Raw genomic sequence first — 23,552 nt, 5'->3', positions numbered from 1 at the left:
GGAGGTGCACCATGCACATCGAACCCGGTCTGGTCGACGGATCCAAGATTTTCCTCAGCTACGCGACGGCAGCCGCCGCGCTGGCCTACACCGCCAAAGTGGCTTTCGACACCGTGGTCAAGGACGGCCCTGCGGCCCTGGTGCTGCGCTCGGCCATTGCGGTGGCGCTGGTGTTCTGCTTCTTCGAGGTCTTTCCGCACCATCCCGTGGGCGTGTCCGAGGTGCACCTGATCCTGGGCACGACCCTGCTGCTGGTGTTCGGGCTCGCGCCCGCGGCCATTGGCCTGGCCGGCGGGCTGCTCATCCAGAGCGTGTTCTTCGCGCAGCAGGACCTGCCGCAGTACGGCATGAACGTCACCACCCTGCTGGTGCCCCTGTTCGCAACGGCCGCGCTGGCGCAGCGGATCATTCCGAAGAACCTGGCCTATGTGGAACTCAGCTATCAGCAGGCCTTCAAGCTGTCGGTGGCTTACCAGGGCGGCATCGTGGTCTGGGTCGGGTTCTGGGCGCTCTACGGTCGCGGCACCGGCCTTGAAAACCTGAGCCAGATCGCCAGCTTCGGCGCCGCCTACATGACCGTCGTGCTCGTCGAGCCGCTGGTCGACCTGGGTGTGCTGGCAGCCGCCAAGGGCTGGCGCCGTTTGCAGGGCACGGCCTTCGTCGAGCGCCGTCTGTACGGCGGCGTCTGATCCGAGCCCGTCTCCACGCTTGCGAGGGCGCCGCTGCGCGCCTTGCTCGTCGGCTTCTTCGGCATCGTCGGCCTTGCGCCGACGCTTCGTCGTTACCCACTTCCTGGCCACTGGCGCCTGAAAGAACACTCTCATGACCCCCCAAGCAAGCAACGCCAAGATCCCCGTCACCATCGTCACCGGCTTCCTCGGCAGCGGCAAGACCACGCTGCTGCGCCACATCCTGGGCAATGCCGAAGGCCGCCGTATCGCGGTCATCGTCAACGAGTTCGGCGAGCTCGGCATCGACGGCGAGATCCTCCGCGGCTGCGGCATCGGTTGCGACGACGAGGGCAACGAGCGCGAAGGCGCGCTCTACGAACTGGCCAACGGCTGCGTCTGCTGCACCGTGCAGGAAGAGTTCTTGCCCGTGATGCTGCAACTGGCCGAGCGCCGCGGCGACATCGATGCGGTGATCATCGAGACCTCGGGCCTCGCGCTGCCCAAGCCGCTGGTGCAGGCCTTCCAGTGGCCGGACATCGCCAACATCTTCACCGTCGATTCGGTGGTCACCGTGGTCGACGGCCCGGCCGCCGCCTCGGGCCAGTTCGCCGCGAACCCGCAAGCCGTCGATGCGCAGCGCCGCGCAGACCCCAACCTGGACCACGAATCGCCGCTGCACGAGCTCTTCGAAGACCAGCTCTCGGCCGCCGACCTGGTGGTGCTCAACAAGACCGACCTGATGGACGACGCCATGCGCGCGCAGGTCGAGGCGCTGGTGCGTGAAGAGCTGCCGCCCGAAGTGAAGATCGTCGCCGCCACCGAAGGCCGGCTGCCGCTCGCGCTGCTGCTGGGCCAAAGCCGTGCGGCCGAAACCACCATCCACCTGCGCGAGAGCCACCACGACCACGAGGAAGAGCACGACCACGACGAGTTCGACTCGCTCGTGATCGAGCTGCCGCCGGTAGACCGTGAGGTGCTGCTGGCCGCGCTTGCTGCGCTGGTTGAGCAGCACACCATCTACCGCGTGAAGGGCTTCGTCGCGGTTCCGGGCAAGCCGATGCGCCTGCTGGTGCAGGGCGTGGGCCGCCGCTTCGACCATCACTTCGACCGCCGCTGGCGCGACGGCGAAGCGCAGCGCACGCGCCTGGTGTTCATCGGCGAAGACCTGAACGAGGCCGTGCTGCGCGAGTCGCTGGAACGCGCAATGGCCGCGACCGTCTGACGGCCTGAACGCATGCACCTGCTGAGCACCCAGCCCGGACGCTTCGTCGAAGACGACAGCGTCGTCACCCGGCTCGACCAGACGCCGGGCGACATCGTGGTGCTCAGCTCGGCCGACACCACGCTCGCGCTGCTCGCAGCCGCGCGCACGGCGTTGGCGGCCACCGACCCCGGCTATCCGTCGCTGCGGCTGGCCAACCTCATGTACCTGCGCCAGCCGGCCTCGCTCGATCTGTACATCGACGAGGTGCTGCAGCATGCGCGCGTGGTGGTGGTCGATCACCTGGGCGCGGAATCGGCCTGGGCCTACGGCCTGCAGCAGCTGGAGAAGCTCGCCAGGCGCAAGGGCCAGCAGCTTGCGATGTTTTCGGGCGACCTGCAGGAAGACGAAGACCTGCTCGCACGCAGCACCGCGCCGCGTGCGGTGAGCCGGCAGCTCTGGCAGTACATGCGGACGGGCGGCGCGGGCAATGCGATGCAGTTCCTGCGCGCGGTGGCCTTCCATGGCCTGGGCCATGGCGAGGCGCCGCTGCCGCCGCGCAGCCTGCCGCAGGTGGCGCTGCATGTGCCGCGCGGCATTCATGCCGCGCACACGGTCGTCGGCATCGACGACCTGCGCGCCGGCTGGCATGCGGATGCGCCGGTGGTGGCGCTGGTGTTCTATCGCTCGCACCTGCTGTCGGGCAACACGGCGGCCTTCGATGCGCTTGCTGCTGCGCTGCATGCCGAAGGGTTGAACGCTTTGCCGGTCGCGCTCGATTCGTTGAAAGACCCGCTGTGCCTCTCTGCATTCCGGGGCCTGTGCAGCGAGCACGATGTGCAGCTGGTGCTCAACACCACCGCTTTCGCCGCGCTGGGGCAGGGCGCGCAGGATGACAAAGGCGAAGCCCTCGCGCTGGCCGGCGATGCACCGGTGCTGCAGGTGATCGTGAGCGGCGGCAACCGCGAAGACTGGCTGGCCGACAGCCAGGGCCTGCGGCCGCGCGACATCGCGATGCAGATCGCGCTGCCCGAAATGGACGGCCGCATCATCACGCGCGCCGTGAGTTTCAAGGGCCTTTCGCACCGCTGCAAACTCACGCAGACCGAGGTGGTGAACTACCAGCCCGAGCCGGACCGCATCGCCTTTGTCGCCGAACTGGCGCGGCGCTGGTGTCGCTTGCGCAGCCTGAAGGCGGCCGACAAACGCATTGCGCTGATCCTGGCGAACTACCCCGGCAGTGAGGGGCGCATCGGTAGCGGCGTGGGGCTGGACACGCCGGCCTCGGTGATCGCGATTCTTCGCTCGATGCAGGCCGAGGGCTATGTGCTCGACGATACGATTCCGGTCGATGGCGATGCGCTGATGCAGAAGCTGCAGCAAGGCATCGCGAACGATCCGGCGCAATGGGCCGCGCGGCCCGCCTGGCAGAGCTACGCACTCGCCGACTACCGTGCCCGGCTCGCTGCCTTGCCCGAAGGCATGGCCGCAGCCATCGACGCGCGCTGGGGCACGCCCGAGCAAGACCCGATGCTGCGGCAGGACCGCTTCATGATTGCCGGGCTTCGTCTGGGCCGCGTGTTCGTCGGCATCCAGCCGGCACGCGCACTCGGCACCTTGGGCGCCGCCGACTATGCGAGCTATCACGACGCCGAACTCGTGCCGCCGCACAGTTACCTCGCCTTCTACTTCTGGCTGCGCGACGTGTTCGCTATCGATGCGGTCGTGCATGTCGGCAAGCATGGCAACCTCGAATGGCTGCCGGGCAAGAGCCTGGCGCTGTCGCAGACCTGCTGGCCTGACGCGATCCTCGGGCCGCTGCCGAACGTCTACCCTTTCATCGTCAACGACCCCGGCGAGGGTGCGCAGGCCAAGCGGCGCACGCAGGCGGTGATCATCGACCACCTGATGCCGCCGCTCACGCGCGCAGAGAACCACGGCCCGCTGCAGGACCTGGAGCGGCAGGTCGACGAGTACTACGACGCGCTGCTGGTCGATGCGCGGCGCGCGAAAGTGCTGCGCGCGCAGATCCTCGCTGCGGTGCGCGCGCAGCACCTGGTCGAGGAGCTGGGCATGCCGGGTGCGGAAGACGATGCGGTGCTCGCGCGCGTCGATGCGTACCTGTGCGAACTGAAGGAAACGCAGATCCGCGACGGGCTGCATGTGTTCGGCGCTTCGCCGCAAGAGCGGCTGCGGCGCGACACGCTGCTCGCGCTTGCGCGTTACCCGTCTGCGGACGGTGCAGGTGCGAATGCCGGGCTGCTGGGCGCGATGGCGCAGGACCTGCTGCCGGGCGAAGCCTTCGACCCGCTGGACATCGATGCGGCCAAGCCGTGGCAAGGCGCGCGGCCGGTGCTGCTGCAATCGGTGAGCACCGACCCGTGGCGGCATCACGGCGACACGCGTGAGCGGCTGGAGCTTCTTGCACAGCGCCTGCTGGAAGACAACGCCTGCCCGCACGACATGCCGCACAGTGCGGCCGTGATGCGCCGCATCGAACAAAGCCTCGCACCGGCACTCGACGCCTGCGGCCCGCAGGAGCTGCTTCAGCTTTCGCGCGCGCTGCAAGGCCGCTTCGTGCCGCCCGGCCCCAGCGGTTCGCCCTCGCGCGGCCGGCCCGACGTGCTGCCGACTGGCCGCAATTTCTACGCAGTCGATACACGCGCCATCCCCACGCCCACCGCGTGGATGCTGGGCCTGAAGTCCGCTGCCCAGCTGGTCGAGCGGCACATGCAGGAGCACGGAGACTACCCCTTGGCGATGGGCCTCTCGGTCTGGGGCACCGCTACGATGCGAACCGGCGGCGACGACCTGGCGCAGGCCTTCGCACTGATCGGCGTGCGCCCCAAGTGGGCGCCAGGCAGCCAGCGCGTGGTCGATTTCGAGGTGCTGCCCACGGTCGGGCTCGGGCGTCCGCGGATAGACGTGACGCTGCGCATCTCGGGGTTCTTTCGCGATGCCTTTCCCAACGCCGTGCAGATGTTCGATGCGGCGGTGCAAGCCGTCGCATCGCAGGAAGACGAAGACGCCGAGCGCAACCCGATCCGTGCCCGAATCCTTCGCGAAAGCGCGGCGCTCGAAGCAGAAGGCCTTGCCCCCGAGGCCGCGCGCACGCAGGCCGGCTGGCGCGTGTTCGGCTCCGCGCCCGGCAGCTACGGCTCGGGCCTGCAGCCGCTGTTCGACCACGGCGACTGGCAGACCGACAGCGACCTCTCCAACGCCTATGTCGGCGGCAGCGCCCATGCCTACGGGCAGGGCAGCGACGGCGTGCCGGCGGGCGGTGCGCTGGTGCGGCGCCTGCGCGCCATGAACGTCGTCATGCAGAACCAGGACAGCCGTGAGCACGACCTGCTCGACTCCAACGACTACTACCAGTTCCAGGGCGGCATGGCCGCCGCCGTGCGCCACCTGAGCGGCCGGCAGCCCGCGATGTACCACGGTGACCACGGCAACCCGCAGGCGCCGCGCGTGCGCACGCTGAAGGAAGAAATCAGCCGGGTGATCCGCGCGCGCGTGGTCAACCCGAAGTGGATAGCCGGCGTGAAGCGCCACGGCTACAAGGGCGCCTTCGAGATGGCCGCGACGGTGGACTATCTCTTCGGCTTCGACGCCACCGCGCGCGTGGTCGGCGATCACCAGTACGCGATGGTGGCCGATGCCTACGTGCTCGACGACCACACCCGCGACTTCGTGAACGAACACAATCCGCGCGCGCTGCACGACATGCTCAGTCGCCTGCTCGAGGCCATGCAGCGCGGCCTGTGGCAGTCGCCCGGCGACTACCGGACCCAATTGGAAAACCTGTTGCTCGATCAGGAGCAGCAGATGGAAGGAAGCTTGCGATGACCACTGCCGCCCCGATGCCGGTGCCTTTTCCCTTTGCCGCGATCACCGGCCAGCCGCAGCTTCGGCAGGCGCTGCTGCTGGCCGCGGTCGATCCCGGCCTGGGCGGCGTGCTCATCGAAGGCCCGCGCGGCACGGCCAAGACCACGGCGGCGCGCGCGCTGGCCGAGCTGCTGCCCGGCGCGCCCTTCGTCACGCTGCCGCTGGGCGCCAGCCTCGAAAGCTTCGTCGGCACGCTCGACCTCGGGCAGGCGCTCGCGGGCCATGCGCTCAAGTTCGCGCCGGGCCTGCTGGCGCGTGCGCACGGCGGCGTGCTGTACGTGGACGAAATCAACCTGCTGCCCGATGCGCTGATCGACTCGCTGCTCGATGCGGCGGCCAGCGGCGTCAACGTGGTGGAGCGCGACGGCATCTCGCACCGGCATGCGGCGCGCTTTGTGCTGGTCGGCACCATGAACCCGGAAGAGGGCACGCTGCGCCCGCAGCTGCTCGACCGTTTCGGCCTGTGCGTGCAACTGCGCAACATCGAGGATGCCGCCGAGCGGCAGGCCATCGTGCGCGCGCGGCTCGCGTTCGATGCCGATCCGCAAGGCTTTCGTGCAACCCATGCACAGGCCGAAGCCGAGCTCGCGGCAGCGCTCGTCGCAGCCCGCGCCATCGTGGCGGACACAAAGGTGCTGCCCTACGGCGACGAGGTGCACGAAGCCGTCGGCACGCTGTGCATCGCGTCGCAGGTCGACGGGCTGCGCGCCGACCTCGTGATGTTGCGCTCGGCGCGTGCGCTCGCGGCCTGGGACGGCGCTGCGGCGATCACCGCCGACCATGTGCAGCGCGTGGCCGAGGCGGTGCTGCTGCATCGCCGCAAGCCGCAGGCCGAGGGCGCGGCCCCCGCGCAGGTTCCGCAGAAACAGGACGCAGCCAGCCGGCCGGATGCGCGCGGCGCGGGCCAGGGCAACACCGCAGCCGGTGAGGGGGACGGCGGTGGCGATGGCGACTGGGGCGCATTGCCTCCCGAGCCCGTGGGCATCGAACGCGTCAAGCCGCTGCGGCCGCTGATCCCTGCACAAGCCGCGCAAACCGCATCGCAGGCCACCCCAAAAAAAGCCTGAGCCTCCGGCACGCCGAACCCGCTGGCGCACGCCAGGGCGACTGGAGGCAGGGCAGGCAAAGGGACGCATGGCACGGCGCCGCATCGCCGGGGTCTGCGCTCGACTGGCCGCGCACCTTCGCGGCCCGTGGCGCCGACACGCTGCGCGCGGAACATCTGCGCCGCCGTCCGCTGCAGGCGCGCAGCGGCGCACTGCATTGCTTCCTGCTCGACTGCTCGGCCTCGATGCGCAGCGACGGCAACCTGGCACGCGCCAAGGGCCTGCTGTTGTCGCTCATGGAAGAGGCCTACCGACGGCGTGACCATGTGGCGCTGCTGTGCTTTGCGGGCGATGTGGTCGAGCTGCGCCTGCCGCCGCGCCGCGCGAGCGCTTGGAACGACGACTGGGTCGCGCCTATTGCGGCCGGCGGTGGCACGCCGCTCGCGCTCGGCGTGCAGCGCGCCCAGCAGTTGCTGGCCCACAGCGCGGCACGCCAACGCTGGCTGTGGCTGCTGACCGATGGCCGGAGCAACGAAACCCCCGCGCGGCCCGAAGCCGCCGATTTCGTGTGCGTGGTCGATTTCGAAGCCGCGCGCGTGCCGCTGCGCCGCGCGCAGCAGCTGGCCGTGCGGTGGGAGGCGCGGTACCTCACTGCGGAGCGGACGGCCTGAGCTCAAGCAGGGCCGTCGGTGCACTGCCAGAGCCACCACGGACCCGCGGGTTTCTCGCGCGAGAGTTCGGGTACCTTACGGCATGTCTCCAAAAACCTTCCTCCTGGCCTTTGCATTGACGCTGGCGATGCCCGCTTTCGCGCAAACCGCGCCAAGCACGCCGACGATGCAGCCGGCCGAGCCGTCGGACGGCGCGGATTGCAAGGCGCAGGAGGCCGCGCTCGAGCGCGACATGGACCTCGCGCGCGCCAGGGGCCAGATGCTGCGGCGCCACCAACTGGGCGAAGCGTTGGAGGCGCTGCAAGTGCGTTGCAAGACCACCGCGCCGGCACAGAGCCGCGCAGCACACATCGAAAAGCTGGAGCAGGAGATACGCGCGCTGCGCTCGGAGCTCGATCGCGCCGAGGAGCAGCTGCGCAGCCTCAGGAACCAGCCGGGCTGACCGACCCCGCCGCACCCATCGCATCCACCGCGCCGGCCGCTTCGGGTTCCGGCGTTTCCACCGGCGCCAGCATCGTCCCGCGGCAGCTCGGCGAGCCGCAATGGCAGGGGTACTTCGACGGCGGCGAGCCGTCGTCCGCCGTGAGCGAATAGTCGATGAAGAGCTCGTCGCCCGCATCCACGTCCACCAGCGTCTGGAACTTGAGCACCAGCTCGCCGGCTTCGTCGTATTCCTCGACCGCCTCGCAGTTCGGCTCGCAGGCGTGGTTCAGGTGGCGCGTGCCGTTGCCGCCCTTGGCGCCGTCGATGGTCTCGTGGTTCGACAGCGTGAACAGGTAGGTGAGCTGGTCGTTCCAGACCTTGGTGGCGATTTCTTCCTTTGAATAGCGGCGGCCCTCGTAGAGGCCGAGGAAGGCCTGCGCGGGCAGGTCGCGCGTTGCGAAGGCGCCCAGGCCGTGGACGCCGCTGGGGCCCACCCGGATGAAGGGGGTGGACGAGGTGTTCTGCTTGTGGCGGGATTTCATGGGGAGGGTGCGGCGTTGACCGGCCGATGCAAGGTCAATGCCATGTCGATCTGTCGGATGACAGCCGTCGCGCCGCGCGCGGTGGCTGCCTTGAATAGCGGGCTGCCGGTGGGCTCGTCCACCAGCCGCCAGCGGATGCCGGGGCGCGCGGCGGCCAGGGCGTCGAGCAGCTGGTGCGCGGCGGCCTCGTCGATGGCGGCGGCATCGAGCAGCGCGCCGGGGTTGTCCCCGGCGGGCGGTGGCATCACGGCATAGCCGACGATGGCGGCGCCCCGGCTCACGCCGAACGCCACGGCGTTTTCGCGGTCGATGGCATCCAGCACGGTTGGCAGCTCGCGGCGCCATGTGGGGCGGGACACCTCGGCGCACATCGCGTGCACGGCCGCGAGATCGCCGCGGGGCAGCGCCAGTTTCAGCGGCTGTACGGCGTCGGCGCTTGCCTCGAAGCTGCCTTCCAGCACGTCGAGCGTGCGCAGTTCCTCGAAGCCTGCACTGCTGTAGAGCGCGCGGGCCGGGTTCTGTTCGATGACTTCGAGCCAGACGCGATGCAGCCCCGCCTCCGACCAGGCGCTGGCCTGCGCGGCGATGAGCCGGCCGGCCAGTCCCTGGCGCCGGTGGGAGCCCGCAATGCCGAAGCCCGCAAGGTAGCCGCGCTCGCCGCGCCGGCCGGCGAGCGAGATGCCGCAGGCCACGCCGTCGACCGCCATCACCCGCGACAGCGCCAGGTCCGCCTCGGCGCGCCGCAGATGCCGGGCGAAGCGCTCCTCGTCGAACTGCACCGGCACGAAGTAGGCCTCGTAGGCCCGGTTCCAGAGGGCGGTGAGTTCGCCGCGCGTGAATTCCGTGGCGGGGACGACCGCGATGCCGGGCTTGCTCATGACCTGCTGCTGACTGTCGAAAAAAAATGAATCAGGCGACCGGCAGGGTCACCACGAAGCGGGTGCCTTCCGGTGCGCTCGAGGTGACTTCCAGCATGCCGCCATGCGCGGCGACGATTTCCGCGCAGATGTACAGGCCCAGCCCCAGCCCGCCGCCGGGCTTGCTGTTGGCGGGGCGCCAGTAGGGCTGGAAGATCTTCGGCAGATCGTCAGGGGGAATGGGGTCGCCGCCGTTGCTCACCGACAGCTCCAGCCGGTCGTCCTGGATCGCGGCGCGCACGACGATGGGGTCGTCCGTTCCGCCGTGCGTGAGCGCATTGCCGATCAGGTTGGACAGCACCTGCTGGATGCGCGCCGGGTCGCAGCGCACCACGCCGTTGATCGACAGTTCGTCGCGAATGTCGCGCTGCGGGTTGGACGCCCGCGCCTCGTCCACCACGTCGCGAAGGCCCGAGGCCAGAAAGTCGGCCTCGCGGATCGCCAGGTTCATGCCCGAGCCCAGCCGCACGCGCGCGAAGTCCAGCACGTCGTCGATCAGGCCCGACATGCGGCGCGTGCTCGACTTCAGGCGCGTGCCGAGCTTCACGAGGTCGGGCTCGGACTGGCGGCGAATCAGCAGGTCGGCCGTTGCGCCCACGGCGGACAGCGGGTTGCGCAAGTCGTGGCCCAGCACCGCGATGAACTGCTCGCGCAACTCGGCGTTGGCGCGCTCGGACTGCAGCGCCACCTCGGCGCGCTCCTGGCGGTCTTCGTTTTCCAGCTGGCGCGCGATGAGGTCGGCGAAGGCGGCGAACATGGCTACGGTGCGCGGGTCGGACACGTTCGCCGGCCGGGGGTCGATGGCGCAGAGGTTGCCGAAGTAATCGCCGTTGGTGAAGACGATGGGCACCGAGATGTAGCTCTCGATGTTGTAGATGCGCGGCGTGTGGTGGTCGCGGTACTGGGGGTCGGTGCTCGCGTGGTCGATCACCACGGGCAGCCGGGCCGCCCGCGATTCCATGCACAGCGTGCTGTTCACCTGCAGCTGGCCGCCAGGCAGGAGGCCGAACGCGATGGTGTCTTCCACCGCGCAGGCGGTCCAGGTGCCGTCCGTCACGCGGGCCACGGCGGCGAAGCCCATGCCGGTGTTCTGGCAGATGATCTTGAGCAGCGAGGGCACCGCGCTGATGCGGCCCACGGCCGCCACATCGCGCGCGATGGCCTCGGCGGAGTCGACCGGGCTGGGCGGCGTGGTGTGGAGGGACGGGGGATTCAAGGTAGGCGGATGGTACGTCAGGCCCCTGACGGGAAGCCCATGCCCGGGCTCAAGGCCGCGGACTGCCCAGGGATTCGAGGCAGCCCACGATGGCATCGGCCGCCTCGTCCAGCCGGGGGCCGGGGCGCATCATCAGGTCGAAGCGCGCCGAGGCAAAGCTGCAGATGCGCCCGCGCCGCACCGCGGACATGGCCGACCAGCCGGGTCGGGTGGCCATGGCAGAGATTTCGCCCAGCGCCGACACCATGAGCACGTCAGGATCGGCGCGCACCACGAATTCGGGGCTCATCTTGGGAAAGGGCCCGAGCGTGCCCGGCACCGCATTGGCCAAGCCCAGGCGCGCCAGCGTCTCGCCGATGAAGGAGCTTTCGCTGGCCGCCGCCATGCCGCCGTGCACCTCGAAGTAAACGCGCCGCCCCTGCCAGTCCAGCGGCACGCGCGCGCGCGCGGCATTGAGGCGGGCGTCGATCTTTTTCCAGAACGCCTCGCCGGCCCCCGCGCGGCCGGTGGCGCGGGCCAGGGTTTCCATCACCCGGCGCATGTCGGCATGGGTCTTGGCGTCCAGCGCCAGCACCTTGAGCCCCAGGCGCTCCAGCGGTTCGGCGGCACGGCTGCGCGGACGCAGCAGCACCAGGTCGGGCTTGAGCGCAACGATGCGTTCGACGTTCGCGTCGTCGATGCCGCCCACCTGCGGCAGGCCCTTGAGCGAGGCCGGCCAGTTGGCATGGCGGTCGATGCCCACCAGCCGGTCGCAGGCGTCGAGCGCGCAGACGGTTTCGGTGAGCGAGGGCATCAGCGAGACGATGCGCCTGGCCGGCGCCTGCAGTTCGAGCGTGGTGCCGCGGGCATCTTCGAGCCGGATGCCCGCTGCGTGGGCCGCCGGGCCCAGGCCCAGCGCCACGAAGGCCGCGGCCTTGGCGATCTGGCGGACTGTGGTGGAAACCGTGTGGCGCCTGGGCTGGGCAGGGTGCGGCGGGGCGTGAAGAGAAGTCATCGGGCGGGCGTCGTCGGCCCGCTATTGTCGTGGCGTCTGCATCCGCACCAGGCGCGCCGCTTCTTCCGCGCGCGCGTCGTCCACCTCGCGCAGCACGTTGCTGAGGTCGACAGGGCCGGTCTCGCGCACGAAGGTGCCCGCGAGCTCCGATTCGGGCCGCAGCAGGCCGCGCTCGTAGAGCTGCCAGATCTCGTCGCCGTAGTGCGTGCGCAAGAGGCCCGGCGCGTACTGGCCGAAGAAGTTGCGCAGGTTTTCCACGTCGCGCAGCAGCATGCGCTTGGCGTGGTTGTTGCCCGCCGCATCCACCGCCTGCGGCAGGTCGATGATGACCGGGCCGTCTTCGGCCAGCAGCACGTTGAACTCCGAGAGGTCGCCGTGCACCACGCCCGCGCACAGCATGCGCATCACTTCGCGCAGCAGGCTCGCGTGGTGGCGCAGCGCGTCTTCGGGCGAGAAGGCCACGTCGTTCAGGCGCGGGGCGGCGTCGCCGTTGGCGTCGGTCACCAGGTCCATCAGCAGCACGCCTTCGAGAAAGTTGTGCGGCGTCGGCACCCGCACGCCGGCAGCGGCCAGGCGGTAGAGCGCATCGACCTCGGCGCTCTGCCAGATGGCTTCGGTGACCTGGCGGCCGAACTTCGTGCCCTTGGCCATGGCGCGCGCCTCGCGGGTGTTCTTGACGCGGCGGTTCTCGGTGTAGTCGACGGCCTGGCGGAAGCTGCGCTTGTCGGCCTCCTTGTAGACCTTGGCGCAGAGTGTTTCCTCGCCGCGGCGCACCACGTACACCATGGCTTCCTTGCCGCTCATCAGCTGGCGCACGACCGAGTCGATCAGGCCTTCGTCGACGAGGGTTTGCAGTCTCTGGGGTGTCTTCATGCGCGTGCCTCCGTCAAAGCCGGCGGTCGGGACGAGAGGAAGGCCCTCAGGCTTTCCGTGCCGATCTGGTAGGCCCCATCATGCCTGTGCGGGGCAAAGCCCAGCCGGCGGTTGATGGCCAGCATGGGCGCGTTGACCTCGGCGTTCTGCGTGACGGCCATCGCCACCTCGGGGTGGCGCTCGCGCACCAGCTGCAGCATCACCGCCTTCACGCCCTTGGCCAGGCCCTTGCCACGCCAGCGACGGGCGACGGCGGTGAGGCGCTGGAACATGCGGTCGGGGTAGAGCCGGTTCCAGCTGGCATCGCACACGGCGGCCACCTCGTCGCCGTCGAGCAGCAGCACCATGAAGTGCTCGCCGCCGCGGCGGTCCATCTCGGCATACCAGGCGCGGAAGCCTTCGAGCTCGAAGCGCATCGGCGCGCGTGCGAGGCCGGTGGTGGGCGCGTCTTCGAGCAGTTCCGAGAGCGGTGCCATCAGCGTGGCGAGGCGTTCGAAAGGCACGCGGCCTGCGTGGATCTCCAGGCGCAGCCCGTGGCCGGGTGCGAGGGCTTCGGCGCGCCAGCGGGCGAGCGCTTCGTTGTCGAGGCTGGCGAAGGTCATGCGGTTTTCCATGGTGCGGTGCTTTTCGGCGGCGCCGATGGCTGAAAGGAAGGCGTGGCCCTCGGGCAGGTGTGCATTGAAGGTGGCCGTGGTCCTGCCCTCTGCATCCATCAGCGTCAGCAGCTCGCGCATGAGCAGGCTGCCGACGCCCTGCCGCCGGTGGGACTTCCGCACGCCGCCCCATGCGTTGACGAATGGCGCATGCGCTGCGTAGTCGGCTGTGCCTCCGCGGCGGACGCTCATGTTGATCGAGCCCGCGAGCACGCCCTGCGTGTCGCGCACAAAGACGCGGTGAACCAGGTAGAGCGGTGAGTGCTGGCGCACGTTCTGCACGGTGTGGGCGTCGTCCGGCACCGTTTCGCCCGGCAGGTCCTCTTCGTTGCGCAGGCGCCAATAGGCCAGGGCCTGCGTCCATTCTTCAGCGGACGCCCGCTGCGGATCGAAACTGGAGATCGAGAAATGCCGCGCATCGTCGGCACGGGTTCCAAGCATGGTTGGCCTTGAAAGAAAAAATGAAACGGATCGCGCGCGGCACGCAGGTGTGCCGAAGGCGGCGTTTGAAAAAACCGGTGGTGTGTCGCGGCATCAGGCCGCAACGCTCGATGCGGCTATGCCTTCAGGGGCAAGCGCTGTGCAGGTGAGGGCGCGTCAGCAGCGGTGCGGTAGCGACCCGACAACAAACCGTACGGGGGAGGGGGAATGAATAGCAGTGTCTTTCATCGCGCACCTCCGGTCTGTGTTGTGGATCGAGGCGTCGAATGTAGCGATGTTCGCGCGGCCTGTGAAGTGTCCTCTCGCGCCAACGCTGCGCCATATGCCTGCGGCAGAATCCAAAAACCAACAGACAGGGAGTGCCATGGATCCGAAGAAGATTTTCGAGGCCGCGCGCGAAGCCGATGTCCAGACGGTACGCGCGTGCATCGCGGCCGGCGCCGACATGGCGGCGGTGAACAAGCAAGGCTTCACCGCGCTGCAGTGCGCCGCGATGGGATCGAACCAGACCGAGGTTGCGCCGAACGTCGCCGTGCTTCGCCTCTTGCTGGATGCCGGAAGCCCGCTCGAATACACAGGCGCCGATGGCCGCACCGCGCTCTACCTCGCCGCCGAATTCGCGCCGACGGTGGATGCGGTGCAACTGCTGCTCGATGCGGGTGCCAAGGCCGACATCAGCGACGGGCATGGCAACCACATCACGGTGAACGCGATGATGGAAGAGGTGGTCGAGCTCCTCGCGCGCGTCACGGGCCAACCCATTCCCGAACCGCCGCCGCCCGAGCCCGAGCCGGTGAAGATGACCGCCGCGCAATGGCGCGCCGCCAAGGCCAGGATCGACGGCGTCTTCGAGACGTTGATGAAGGCCGGGCTCGTCGCGCTGCACGACGCGGGGTATACGCAGTCCGACGGTTTCTCGGACTGCGCCCAAGCATTCCACGAGCGCGGCGGCGAGGCGGCCGGCGTGCATGGCTTCTGCTACTACACGCGCCAGGACCTCAATCGCGCAAAGAGCACCAGCCGTCTGTCGCTCGCCTACTGGGGCGCGCCGCAGGGTGCTGACGCCGACATGCTGCGCGTCGGCGAACTCGTCGTCGAACACTTCCGCAAGGCGGGCTTCGACGTGCAGTGGAACGGCGCGGCTTCGATGCGACCCGAGGTCGATCTTCGCGAGGCGAGCCGGTCAGCGGAGCCACCGGGCAAGCCAACGCCTTCGGTTGCGCCCCTTAAACAAGCGGCTGGCGTACAGGCATCGCAATCGAGCTTTCTCTACTTCACAGGCCAGGGCTCCGACAAGGTCTACCAGGTCCACCTGCGCCCGAAGGACGACGGCTGGGTGGTCGACTACGGCAACGGCAGGCGCGGCGGCACGCTTGCCACCGGCACCAAAACCAGCAGCCCGCTCGCCTTCGAGGCCGCGCTGAAGATCTACGAGAAGGTGGTGAAGGAGAAGACCTCCAAGGGCTACACGCCCGATGCGTCCGGCGCGCTCTACACATCCACCGACCTGGCCGGCCGCGTCAGCGGCGAACTGCCGCAACTGCCGACGCTGATCCTCGAAGAGCAAGTCGAGCGCTACTTCGACGACGCCGGTTGGGGCCTGCAGGAAAAAGCCGATGGCGAAAACCGCATCCTGCTGATCGAAGGCGACACGGTGCGCGGCACCAACCGGCGCGGGCTCTTCGTGGACATTCCGCAGGCCTGGGTCGGCGGCGCTGGCGCGACCGCGGGGCGTACCGTCATCGCGGGCGAGCATGTAGGCGATGCCTTCAAGGCCTTCGATCTGCTGGAGCTCGACGGCCAGGATCTGCGCAGTGCAGCCTTCATCGATCGCTTCGGCCAGCTGCGGAAGATGGCCGGGCGCCTGCCTTGGATGGCGGTGCTCGATCTAGAAACCACTGCCGAAGGCAAGCGCCGCCGCGCCGCGCAACTGCTGGCCGCGCACGGCGAAGGCTATGTGCTCAAGGCGCTCGCCGCGCCGTTCGCGGCGGGGCGCAGCAGCACGAGCCTGAAGTTCAAGTTCAACCAGAGCGCGACCTGCGAGGTGATCCGCGTTAATGCGCAGCGCTCGGTGGCCGTGGGCCTGCGCGACGAGGCGGGTGCGATGGTGGACCTGGGCAATGTCACGGTGCCGCCGAATGAGGCCTTGCCGGGCGTGGGCACGCTGGTCGAGGTGCGGTATCTCTATCGCTATGCGGGCGGCAAGTTCGAGCAGCCGGTCTACAAGGGGCAGCGGGGGGATATGACGTCTGAGGATGCAGTGCTGTCGCAGGTCACGCGAGTCAAGGAGCGCAGTGCGGGGATGGAGGAGAAGGCCGCCTGAGTCAAATTCGGAGTGCGGCAATCGTCATGCCACGACGCTCCCACCGCTTCGATTGTTTCCAACCCGTGAACGCCGCGGTTCCTTTTGCCAAGGGTTTTTACCTGGATGACGGCGCACAATTCATCCCATGGACCGGACGAACAACACGAACAGCTGATCCAGGTGAATCGAAATCATCCGAAGCAAAAACTGAAACTGAATTGAAGGAAATCCAAATGACCGCCTCGAAGCTCCTCTCCGCCGTTGCCGTTGCCCTGATGGCTGTTGCCGGTGTCGCCCACGCTGAAACCTATGAAGGCGTGCACCCCCTGACCTCGGCCGCCAGCCGCGCCGACGTCGCCAGCCAGGCCGTGGTCGCTGCACACAGCGCCAACCCGTACGCCACCGGTGCCAACTCCGGCCCGGCCCGCGTGTTCGTGTCCTCGGTCAGCCGCTCGGACGTCCGTGCCGAAGCCGTTGCCGCCGCACACAGCGACAACCCGTACGCCGACGGCGCTTCGTCGGGCGTGGCTCCGCTGGTCGCCAGCACCGTGGACCGCGCCACGGTCCGTGCCGCAGCGCGCGCTGCCGCTCGCGGCGACGCACTGCCGCTGTAATCGTCAGCATCAGCGCACTCGCCTCGCCGGCGAGTGCCGAACTGCACACGCGCACAAGCACAGCGCACACAGAAAAGCCGGGCCCTGCGACAGCGGGGCCCGGCTTTTCAACGTCCGGGGCTGGAAGCAAAAAGGGCGGGCTACCCGAGGACGCTCTTCACTCAGACGACGCGCTCTTCGATAGGCCCGACGCGGTCCGGATAGAAGGCGACGTGGTCCTTGATCTGCGCAACCGAGGCGTACGGCGACTCGTAGGTCCACACCGCATCCACCGAGCGTTCGCCGCCGGCCGGAATGCTGTAGTACGCGCACTCGCCCTTGTAGGGGCAGTAGGTGAGGTGGGACGAGCGCTCCAGCAGCGGCATGCGCACATCCTTGCGCGGTATGTAGTGCACCCTGCCGAAGTGCGCCTCGTGCAGCGTCAGGGCTTCGCGGGTGTCGGCGATGACGCGTCCGTCGACCCACACCACCACCCGCAGCGGGTTCGGCGCGATGGTGATCGGATGGTCGGGGCCAGGAATCTTGATGGGGCGTTCTGTCGTGGAGAGCATGGGAAGCTCCTTCGTTCAGGTCGTGACGACTGCAAGAAATCGGCGGATGCGCATCTTGCGCCTATGTCGCGACGGCTTGAAGCCCCCCGCAATCGGCCCATTGGCAACGTGGTTAATGACGCCGGTGGCGCTGTACCAGGGCGGCGGGATCGCCGCCCCGAACCACAACACCCCAACTCAAACCATCAGAACGGCGAATCCGGAAAGTAGTACTTCGCCGCGTTTTCCTTGGTCACCAGCACCGAAGGAATGATGGTCGTCGCCGGCATCGCCGCGCCTTCCACGCGCGCCTTGGCCGTGAGCTTCATCGCGTCCGCGATCATGCTGGGCGCATAGGTGACGTCGGCCGAGACGATCTTGTCGCCGTCCATCACCTTCTTGATGTAGCCCTTGGCGCCCGCGCCGCCCAGCACCAGCTTCACGTCGTCGCGCTTGGCCTGCTCGATGGCCTTTTGCACGCCCACCGCCATGTCGTCGTCCGACGCCCACACCGCATCGATCTGCTTGAAGCGCGTGAGGTAGTCCTGCATGACCTTGAACGCATCGTCGCGGTTCCAGTTGCCGTGCTTGGCGTCCAGCACCTTGATGCCGGGGTTGGCCTTCATGACTTCGTTGAAGGCATCCACGCGCTGGTTGTCGATGACGGTTGGAATGCCGCGCAGGATGACGACGTTGCCCTTGCCGCCCATGGTCTTGGCCATGTACTCGCCCGCCACCTTGCCGAAGCCGGGGTTGTCTCCGGCCACGTAGGCGCTCTGCGCGCTCGCATCGGTGAGGCCCCGGTCGACCACGGTGACGAACACGCCCTTGGCCTTGACCTGCGCCACCGGCTTGGTGAGCGGTGCCGATTCAAAGGGCAGGATGACCAGCGTGTCGATCTTGTTGACCGTCTGCAGGTCCTGCACCTGGTTGGCTTGCTCGGTGGCCGAGCCCGCGGTCTTCACGAAGACCTTCATGCCGGGGTACTGCTTTTCGAGCTCGGCCTTGGTGCGGTTGGCCCAGTACACGACGCCGCCGGTCCAGCCGTGCGTGGCGGCGGGCACCGAAACGCCCATCACCGTGGCCTTGTTCTGGGCCAGTGCGGGCATGCTCGCAAGCGCACATGCGGCCAGTGCGATGCCGGTAAAGATTCTTCTGCTTGTCATGGTCTCTGTCTCCTTCGTTGTAAAGCTCGTTGGGTTATTTCGCCGTGCTCGTCTCAAGGCCCAGCATCCGGCGAAGCTGCTGGGTATCGGTGTCGGCGCCCGCGAAGTCGTCGAAGGCTTTTTCTGTCGTGCGGATGATGTGGCGGCGGATGAACTCGGCGCCCTCGGCCGCGCCGTCCTCGGGGTGCTTCAGGCAGCACTCCCACTCCAGCACGGCCCAGCTGTCGTAGTTGTATTGCGCCATCTTCGAGAAGATGGCGCCGAAGTCGATCTGCCCGTCGCCCAGCGAGCGAAAGCGCCCCGCGCGGTTCACCCACGGCTGGAAGCCCGAATACACGCCCTGGCGCCCGGTGGGCCGGAACTCCGCGTCCTTGATGTGCAGCGCCTTGATGCGCGAGTGATAGATGTCGATGAACTCGAGGTAGTCGAGCTGCTGCAGCAGGAAGTGCGAGGGGTCGTAGTTGATGCAGCAGCGCGGGTGGTTGTTCACGCGCTCCAGCAGCATCTCGAAGGTCACGCCGTCGAAGAGGTCTTCGCCCGGATGCAGCTCGAAGCAGACGTTGCAGTCGGCATCCTCGAAGGCATCGAAGATCGGGCGCCAGCGCTTGGCCAGCTCGTCGAAGGCGGCTTCGATCAACCCGGCCGGCCGCGGCGGCCACGGATAGAGATACGGCCACGCCAGCGCACCCGGAAAACTCACATTGCTCTTGAGCCCCAGGTGGCGCGAGGCCTTGGCCGCGTACAGCATCTGCTCCACCGCCCACTTCTGCCGCGCCGCCGGGTTGCGCCTGTAGGCCTCGGGCGCAAAGCCGTCGAAGGCCTCGTCGTAGGCCGGATGCACCGCCACGAGCTGGCCCTGCAGGTGCGTGCCGAGCTCGGTGATCTCCACGCCGTTCTCGCGCGCCACGCCGGTTACTTCGTCGCAGTAGGTCTTCGATTCGGCGGCCTTCTTCAGGTCGAAGATGCGCGCGTCCCACGACGGAATCTGCACGCCCTTGAAGCCCAGCCCGCCGGCCCAGCGCGTGATCGCGTCCCACGAGTCGAAGGGCGCGGTGTCGCTGGCGAACTGCGCGAGATAGATGCCCGGGCCCTTGATGTTGGTTGCCATGTGCCGACGCTCCTGCAAGAAAATGTCAGAGAAAGAAAATCGGAAACAAGGGCAATCCCCCCGCGCTCAGGGCAGGTTGTCCTTGAGGTAGATGTCGATGCGAATGCGCTCCTGGTCCGGGTCCACCGGCTCGCGCGTGAGGCGGGCGATGGCCAGCCGCAGGGCCGAGCGAATTTCGTGGCCCGCGTCCTGGTTGATGACCGCGGCCATGGTGCCGTCGAGCAGGTCCGTGCGCGCGCTCGGCGTGAGCTCGTGGCCGACGAAGACGATCTTGCCGGCGCGCCCGCTCGCCTTGAGCGTGGCCGAAATGCCCCGGTTGCCCGCGCCCACGCTGTACAGCGCCACCAGCTTCGGGTGTTCGGCCAGCAGCCTGGCCGAGAGGCGTCGCGTGAGCTTGGGGTCGTCCTTGCCCTCCATCGGCGGCAGCACCTGCAGGCCGGGGTATTCGGCCTCGATCACCTGGCTGAAGCCCAGGCTGCGCTCGGCATGGTCGCGCAGCGACAGGCTGCCCACGATCACGCCCACCTTGCCCTTGGCGCCGCCCGCAAAGCGCCCGATCAGCGTGGCCGCAGTGCGGCCCGCGGCGATGTTGTCGATGCCCACGAAATGCAGCCGCCGCGACCTGGGTACGTCGGACACCAGCGTGACCACGCCGATGCCGTGGTCCGTGAGCTTGTCGATGGCCGACTGCACCAGCGGATGGTCCAGCGCCATCACCACGGCGGTGTCGCACTGGCTGCGCAGCGCGAGGATGCGGCGTGCCAGGCGTTGCGGCTCGAACACGTCGACTTCGTGCGTCTGCGCGCTCACGCGGTGGTCTTCCATCCAGCCGGCATTGGCCGCGATCTGCTCGCGTAGCATGTCCACGAAGATGTTGGTGCCCGAGGGCAGCAGAAAGCTCACGCGGTGCGGATGCGGGCGCGCCAGGCGCGCGGCGGCCGGGTCGGGCCGGTAATTCAGCCGTTCGACGGCTTCGTTGACCTGGGCGATGGTGCGCGCGTGCGCGCCGGGGCGCTTGTTGAGCACCCGGTCCACGGTGGCCAGGCTCACGTTGGCCTCGCGCGCCACGTCGCTGAGCGTGGCGCGGGCCGCCGGTGCGGCTTGCCGCTTCGGGATGGAAGGCATGGGGGCGATTCTGAGGTACGTACCTCATTGCGGGGTCGGGGGAAACCCGAGAGGGCTTCGGACAGGTTGCGTGCCGCCGCTTTCGGGGAGGGACAAGGAGGCAAGTGTCGCACCTGGGCATGGCAGATAGAACAACTGCGCATGGCTCCCAAGGCACGATGCCGATAACCTCCGAGCATGGACCTGAAGCAACTCGAATATTTCATCCGCGTGGCGGAGCTGGGCAGCTTCACCCGCGCATCGATCGTGATCGACATCGCGCAGCCGGCCCTCAGCCGCCAGGTGCGCAAGCTGGAGGTGGAGCTGCGCCAGAACCTGCTGGTGCGCAACGGCCGCGGTGTTGTGGTGACCGATGCCGGTCAGCGCCTGCTGGAGCACGGCCGCGGCATCCTGCACCAGGTCGAGCGTGCCCGCGAAGACATGAACCGTGCGCGCGGCGCGCTGGGCGGCCGCGTGGCCGTGGGGCTGCCGCCCAGCGTGGCCGGTGTGCTCACGGTGCCGCTGGTGCGGGCCGCGCGCGAGCGTCTGCCCGAGGCCTCGCTCTCCATCACCGAAAGCCTCTCCACGGCGATCCAGGAATCGCTGGTCACCGGCCGGCTCGACATTGCGCTGCTCTACAACCCGCAGCCTTCACCCGATGTGGACAGCCAGACGGTGCTGGAGGAAGACCTGTTCCTGGTCGGCGCCGCCAAGGGCGCCGGCCCCATGCGGCGCGGCGCCCCGTTGCCGCTGCGCCAGCTGGCGCAGCAGCGGCTGGTGATTCCGACGCGGCCGAACGCGATTCGCATGCTGGTCGAGGCCGAGCTCGCCACCCTGGGGCTGCGGCCCCAAATTGCGCTGGAAATCGACGGCGTGCCCGCCATCCTGGCGCTGGTGGCCGACGGCGCGGGCCACGCCGTGCTGTCGCGCAATGCGGTCGCCAACGCGGGGCGGCCGCAGCGTTACACGATCCGCCCCATCGTGGAGCCCAGCCTGCGCAGCCGGCTGGCGCTGGCCGCGAGCTCGCAGCGCCCGGTGACGCGCACGCAGCGCGCCATGGGCGAGTTGCTGCGCGAACTCGTTCAGCAGCACCTGGGCGGGCGCGTTGAAGTGCAGGCTCCTCAGAAGCGGTGACGCACGCCCACGCCCACGCTGCCGCTGCTGTCGAAGCCGGTGATGCGGTCGCGCATGTACACCGCATACAGGTCGGTGCGCTTCGACAGGAAGTGGTCGTAGCCCACCGCCCATGTCGTGCGGTTGGTTTCGGTGGCAGGTTCCACCTTGCGCTGCGTTCGTGCCACCGACGCCATGAAGCGGCCCGGCCCCACGGGCACGGCGGCGCCCAGTTGGGCGGTGTCGGCGGTGGTGCGGATGTCGGGCGTGCGCGTGCGCTGCAACTGGCCGTAGACCTGCACTACTTTGAAGTCGTAGGAAGCGCCGATGAACGCGGCGTCCTGCCGGCTGATGGTGGTGGTGAAGCCCGGTCCCGTCCTGGCCTGCTGCACCGACACCGCGGCGGCGAAGTTGCCGGCCGCATAGTTGACGGTGAGGTTCAGGTTGCGCACCGAATCGCGGTCCGTCACCTCGCCCAGGCCGTAGAGCACGTTGGCGCGCAGGCCCGCGAAGGTGGGCGAGGTGTATTGCACCGCGTTGCTCCACACGCTGTCGCCCAGCACGGCGCGGTTGTATGTCGGCTGCCATGTGTGCAGCATGACGGGGGAGAACTGCAGCGACGTGCCGAAGGGGTTGAAGGCGCCGCTCGCCACGAACAGCGGGTTGGTCTGCCGGCCCAGCGCCAGCTGGCCGAAGCCGCCCGCCAGGCCCACCCATGCGTTGCGCGAAAAGTACGGGTCGGTGGTGTTGCGCCCGAAGGTGCCCGAGTCGGGCTGAAAGAAGCTCTCCAGCGCAAACTGCGCCTGCAGCCCGCCGCCCAGGCTCTCGGCACCGCGCACCCCCCAGAACGAGGTGGTCATGCCGCCGCCGTTGAGCACCTTGGTGCGGCCGGCCTCGTCGCTGCGCTGCATGGAGCCGGCGAACACGTCCACCAGGCCGTAGATCTGCGCGCTGGATGAAGCCGCATCCGCTTGCGCGTACGCGGCATGTGCGACGCTGCACAGCGCCAGGGTCGGGATCAGTCTTCTCATGTTTGTCTCCTCGTTGTCGTCTTCGTGGCTGGTTGGGGAACGGATAGAAAAAGACGCGGGCGCGCAGCCGCCCCACGCCAGGGTGTCGCCGTGGCGTGAAAGGCGGGGGGCAGTCGTCGATATGCGCCGCGCAGGCGGCGGCCGGTGGCAGCGACTCAGTCGTACCAGTACAGGCGCGTCGGGTTGTCGACCAGCAGTTTGTGCAGCAGCGCCGTGTCTTCGGTGAAGAGCGGCAGCAGGTCGACCAGCTTGCCGTCGTCGGGCATTTCGCGCACGTTGGGGTGCGGCCAGTCGGTGCCCCACAGCACGCGGTCGGGCGCGGCGGCGATCAGCTGTTGCGCGAATGGCACCGCGTCCGCATAGGGCTGGCCTTGGGTGGAGAGGGCCTGCGAGATGCGCTCGGCCCCGCTCACCTTGACCCAGGCGCGCTCGTCGCGCATCAGCTCGAGCATCATCTGAAAGGCTTGCTGGCCGAGGCCGTGCGCGACCATCGTGCGGCCCATGTGGTCGATCACGAAGGGCACCGGCAGCGTGTCCAGAAATGCGCGGTAGGTCAGCAGGTCTTCCGCGTCCAGGTGCAGCACCAGGTGCCAGCCCAGCGGCGCGATGCGCTCGGCCATGCGCAACACCGTGGGCAGGTCGGGCGCGCCGCCCAGGTGCTGCACGAAGTTGAAGCGCACCGACCTGACGCCCGCCTTGTGCAGCGCGTTCAATTCAGCGTCCGTCACGCCCGCGCCCACCATGGCCACGCCGCGGTAGGTGTCGGGCGATTGCGCAATGGCGTCCAGCATCGCGCGGTTGTCGTGGCCGTGCACGCTGGCCTGCACCAGCACCACGCGCTCGATGCCCAGCAGCTCGTGCAGCGCGCGCAGCCTGGCCGCGGGTGCGTCGGGCGGCGTGTAGCGGCGGTTTTCCGAGTAGGGAAACACGTCGCCGGGGCCGAAGACGTGGCAGTGCGCGTCGCAGGCGCCCGCCGGCAGGCGGTAAGTGGGGCGGCTCGGGGCGGGGTGGGGTGGGGCGATGGTTTTCAAGGCGGCTCCTTGCCGGT

Annotated in this window: 21 protein-coding genes; 9 read left to right on the top strand and 12 right to left on the bottom strand. The window is 68.6% G+C overall.

Going from position 1 to position 23,552, the window contains the following annotated elements; all coding sequences use genetic code 11:
- The first annotated feature begins 11 nt into the window (after positions 1 to 11).
- The 6 genes from ABIC90_RS08390 to ABIC90_RS08365 all read left to right on the top strand — a co-directional run bounded on the left by ABIC90_RS08390 (position 12) and on the right by ABIC90_RS08365 (position 7,916).
- Positions 12 to 689 carry an energy-coupling factor ABC transporter permease gene (locus tag ABIC90_RS08390; RefSeq protein ID WP_354353623.1) on the top strand — a complete coding sequence of 226 codons (678 nt, stop codon included), beginning with the start codon at positions 12 to 14 and terminating at the stop codon, positions 687 to 689.
- 133 nt (positions 690 to 822) lie between these two features.
- Complete coding sequence (gene cobW / locus ABIC90_RS08385; protein WP_354353622.1) at positions 823 to 1,893, top strand: cobalamin biosynthesis protein CobW; 1,071 nt, start codon at positions 823 to 825, stop codon at positions 1,891 to 1,893.
- A gap of 12 nt (positions 1,894 to 1,905) precedes the next feature.
- Positions 1,906 to 5,718, top strand: coding sequence for a cobaltochelatase subunit CobN (gene cobN / locus ABIC90_RS08380; RefSeq protein WP_354353621.1), 3,813 nt, complete (start codon positions 1,906 to 1,908; stop codon positions 5,716 to 5,718).
- The gene (locus tag ABIC90_RS08375) at positions 5,715 to 6,824 is read left to right on the top strand and encodes an ATP-binding protein (protein WP_354353620.1); all 1,110 of its coding nucleotides are present in this window, start codon (positions 5,715 to 5,717) and stop codon (positions 6,822 to 6,824) included. The genes cobN and ABIC90_RS08375 overlap by 4 nt, the downstream gene beginning before the upstream one ends.
- 140 nt (positions 6,825 to 6,964) lie before the next feature.
- Positions 6,965 to 7,474 (top strand): vWA domain-containing protein, encoded by a 510-nt coding sequence (locus tag ABIC90_RS08370; RefSeq protein WP_436318183.1) that lies wholly within the window; start codon positions 6,965 to 6,967, stop codon positions 7,472 to 7,474.
- A gap of 82 nt (positions 7,475 to 7,556) precedes the next feature.
- Positions 7,557 to 7,916: a DUF1090 family protein gene (locus ABIC90_RS08365; protein ID WP_354353619.1), complete on the top strand. Its 360-nt coding sequence runs from the start codon at positions 7,557 to 7,559 to the stop codon at positions 7,914 to 7,916.
- On the opposite strand, the gene ABIC90_RS08360 is transcribed toward ABIC90_RS08365, so the two are convergent.
- From ABIC90_RS08360 to ABIC90_RS08335, 6 genes are read right to left on the bottom strand one after another with little or no spacing between them, the layout of a single operon-like run.
- A complete protein-coding gene (locus ABIC90_RS08360) occupies positions 7,897 to 8,439 on the bottom strand; it encodes an SET domain-containing protein (RefSeq protein ID WP_354353618.1) in 543 nt (180 codons plus the stop codon). The genes ABIC90_RS08365 and ABIC90_RS08360 overlap by 20 nt on opposite strands.
- On the bottom strand, positions 8,436 to 9,317 hold the full coding sequence (locus ABIC90_RS08355) for a GNAT family N-acetyltransferase (protein ID WP_354353617.1): 882 nt from the start codon (positions 9,315 to 9,317) through the stop codon (positions 8,436 to 8,438). Before ABIC90_RS08355 ends, ABIC90_RS08360 begins: the two co-directional genes overlap by 4 nt.
- Positions 9,318 to 9,348: 31 nt before the next feature.
- Complete coding sequence (locus tag ABIC90_RS08350) at positions 9,349 to 10,572, bottom strand: GAF domain-containing sensor histidine kinase (RefSeq protein ID WP_354353616.1); 1,224 nt, start codon at positions 10,570 to 10,572, stop codon at positions 9,349 to 9,351.
- 49 nt (positions 10,573 to 10,621) lie between these two features.
- Complete coding sequence (locus tag ABIC90_RS08345; protein ID WP_354353615.1) at positions 10,622 to 11,566, bottom strand: ABC transporter substrate-binding protein; 945 nt, start codon at positions 11,564 to 11,566, stop codon at positions 10,622 to 10,624.
- Positions 11,567 to 11,587: 21 nt separating this feature from the next.
- Positions 11,588 to 12,439, bottom strand: a complete 852-nt coding sequence (locus ABIC90_RS08340) for a PA4780 family RIO1-like protein kinase (protein WP_354353614.1) — start codon at positions 12,437 to 12,439, stop codon at positions 11,588 to 11,590.
- Complete coding sequence (locus tag ABIC90_RS08335; protein ID WP_354353613.1) at positions 12,436 to 13,533, bottom strand: GNAT family N-acetyltransferase; 1,098 nt, start codon at positions 13,531 to 13,533, stop codon at positions 12,436 to 12,438. Before ABIC90_RS08335 ends, ABIC90_RS08340 begins: the two co-directional genes overlap by 4 nt.
- A 364-nt stretch (positions 13,534 to 13,897) precedes the next feature.
- Between ABIC90_RS08335 and ABIC90_RS08330 the strand changes: the two genes are divergently transcribed.
- Together ABIC90_RS08330 and ABIC90_RS08325 are read left to right on the top strand one after the other, a co-directional pair.
- Positions 13,898 to 15,856 carry a DUF6891 domain-containing protein gene (locus ABIC90_RS08330; protein ID WP_354353612.1) on the top strand — a complete coding sequence of 653 codons (1,959 nt, stop codon included), beginning with the start codon at positions 13,898 to 13,900 and terminating at the stop codon, positions 15,854 to 15,856.
- A 215-nt stretch (positions 15,857 to 16,071) separates the two neighbouring features.
- Positions 16,072 to 16,452: a helicase SNF2 gene (locus ABIC90_RS08325; protein WP_354353673.1), complete on the top strand. Its 381-nt coding sequence runs from the start codon at positions 16,072 to 16,074 to the stop codon at positions 16,450 to 16,452.
- A 161-nt stretch (positions 16,453 to 16,613) separates the two neighbouring features.
- On the opposite strand, the gene ABIC90_RS08320 is transcribed toward ABIC90_RS08325, so the two are convergent.
- From ABIC90_RS08320 to ABIC90_RS08305, 4 genes are all read right to left on the bottom strand, one after another.
- Entirely contained in the window at positions 16,614 to 17,003 is a 390-nt protein-coding gene (locus tag ABIC90_RS08320) for a DUF427 domain-containing protein (RefSeq protein WP_354353611.1), read from the bottom strand.
- Positions 17,004 to 17,188: 185 nt separating this feature from the next.
- Complete coding sequence (locus ABIC90_RS08315) at positions 17,189 to 18,148, bottom strand: substrate-binding domain-containing protein (protein WP_354353610.1); 960 nt, start codon at positions 18,146 to 18,148, stop codon at positions 17,189 to 17,191.
- Between the two features lie 34 nt (positions 18,149 to 18,182).
- Positions 18,183 to 19,256: a sugar phosphate isomerase/epimerase family protein gene (locus ABIC90_RS08310; protein WP_354353608.1), complete on the bottom strand. Its 1,074-nt coding sequence runs from the start codon at positions 19,254 to 19,256 to the stop codon at positions 18,183 to 18,185.
- Positions 19,257 to 19,322: 66 nt separating this feature from the next.
- On the bottom strand, positions 19,323 to 20,381 hold the full coding sequence (locus ABIC90_RS08305) for a LacI family DNA-binding transcriptional regulator (RefSeq protein ID WP_354353607.1): 1,059 nt from the start codon (positions 20,379 to 20,381) through the stop codon (positions 19,323 to 19,325).
- A 177-nt stretch (positions 20,382 to 20,558) separates the two neighbouring features.
- Here ABIC90_RS08305 and ABIC90_RS08300 point away from each other — a divergent pair, with 177 nt between their 5' ends.
- Entirely contained in the window at positions 20,559 to 21,494 is a 936-nt protein-coding gene (locus tag ABIC90_RS08300) for a LysR substrate-binding domain-containing protein (protein WP_354353606.1), read from the top strand.
- On the opposite strand, the gene ABIC90_RS08295 is transcribed toward ABIC90_RS08300, so the two are convergent.
- Positions 21,482 to 22,504, bottom strand: coding sequence for a porin (locus tag ABIC90_RS08295; protein ID WP_354353604.1), 1,023 nt, complete (start codon positions 22,502 to 22,504; stop codon positions 21,482 to 21,484). The two genes, ABIC90_RS08300 and ABIC90_RS08295, sit on opposite strands and share 13 nt — an antisense overlap.
- 155 nt (positions 22,505 to 22,659) lie before the next feature.
- Positions 22,660 to 23,535: an amidohydrolase family protein gene (locus ABIC90_RS08290; protein ID WP_354353603.1), complete on the bottom strand. Its 876-nt coding sequence runs from the start codon at positions 23,533 to 23,535 to the stop codon at positions 22,660 to 22,662.
- Positions 23,536 to 23,552: the final 17 nt, after the last annotated feature.

The organism is Variovorax boronicumulans, from assembly GCF_040544675.1.
Classification (GTDB): Bacteria; Pseudomonadota; Gammaproteobacteria; order Burkholderiales; family Burkholderiaceae_C; genus Variovorax; species Variovorax boronicumulans_D.
The sequence above is the reverse complement of the archived record's forward strand: the minus strand, read 5'-3'. Positions and strand labels throughout refer to the sequence as shown.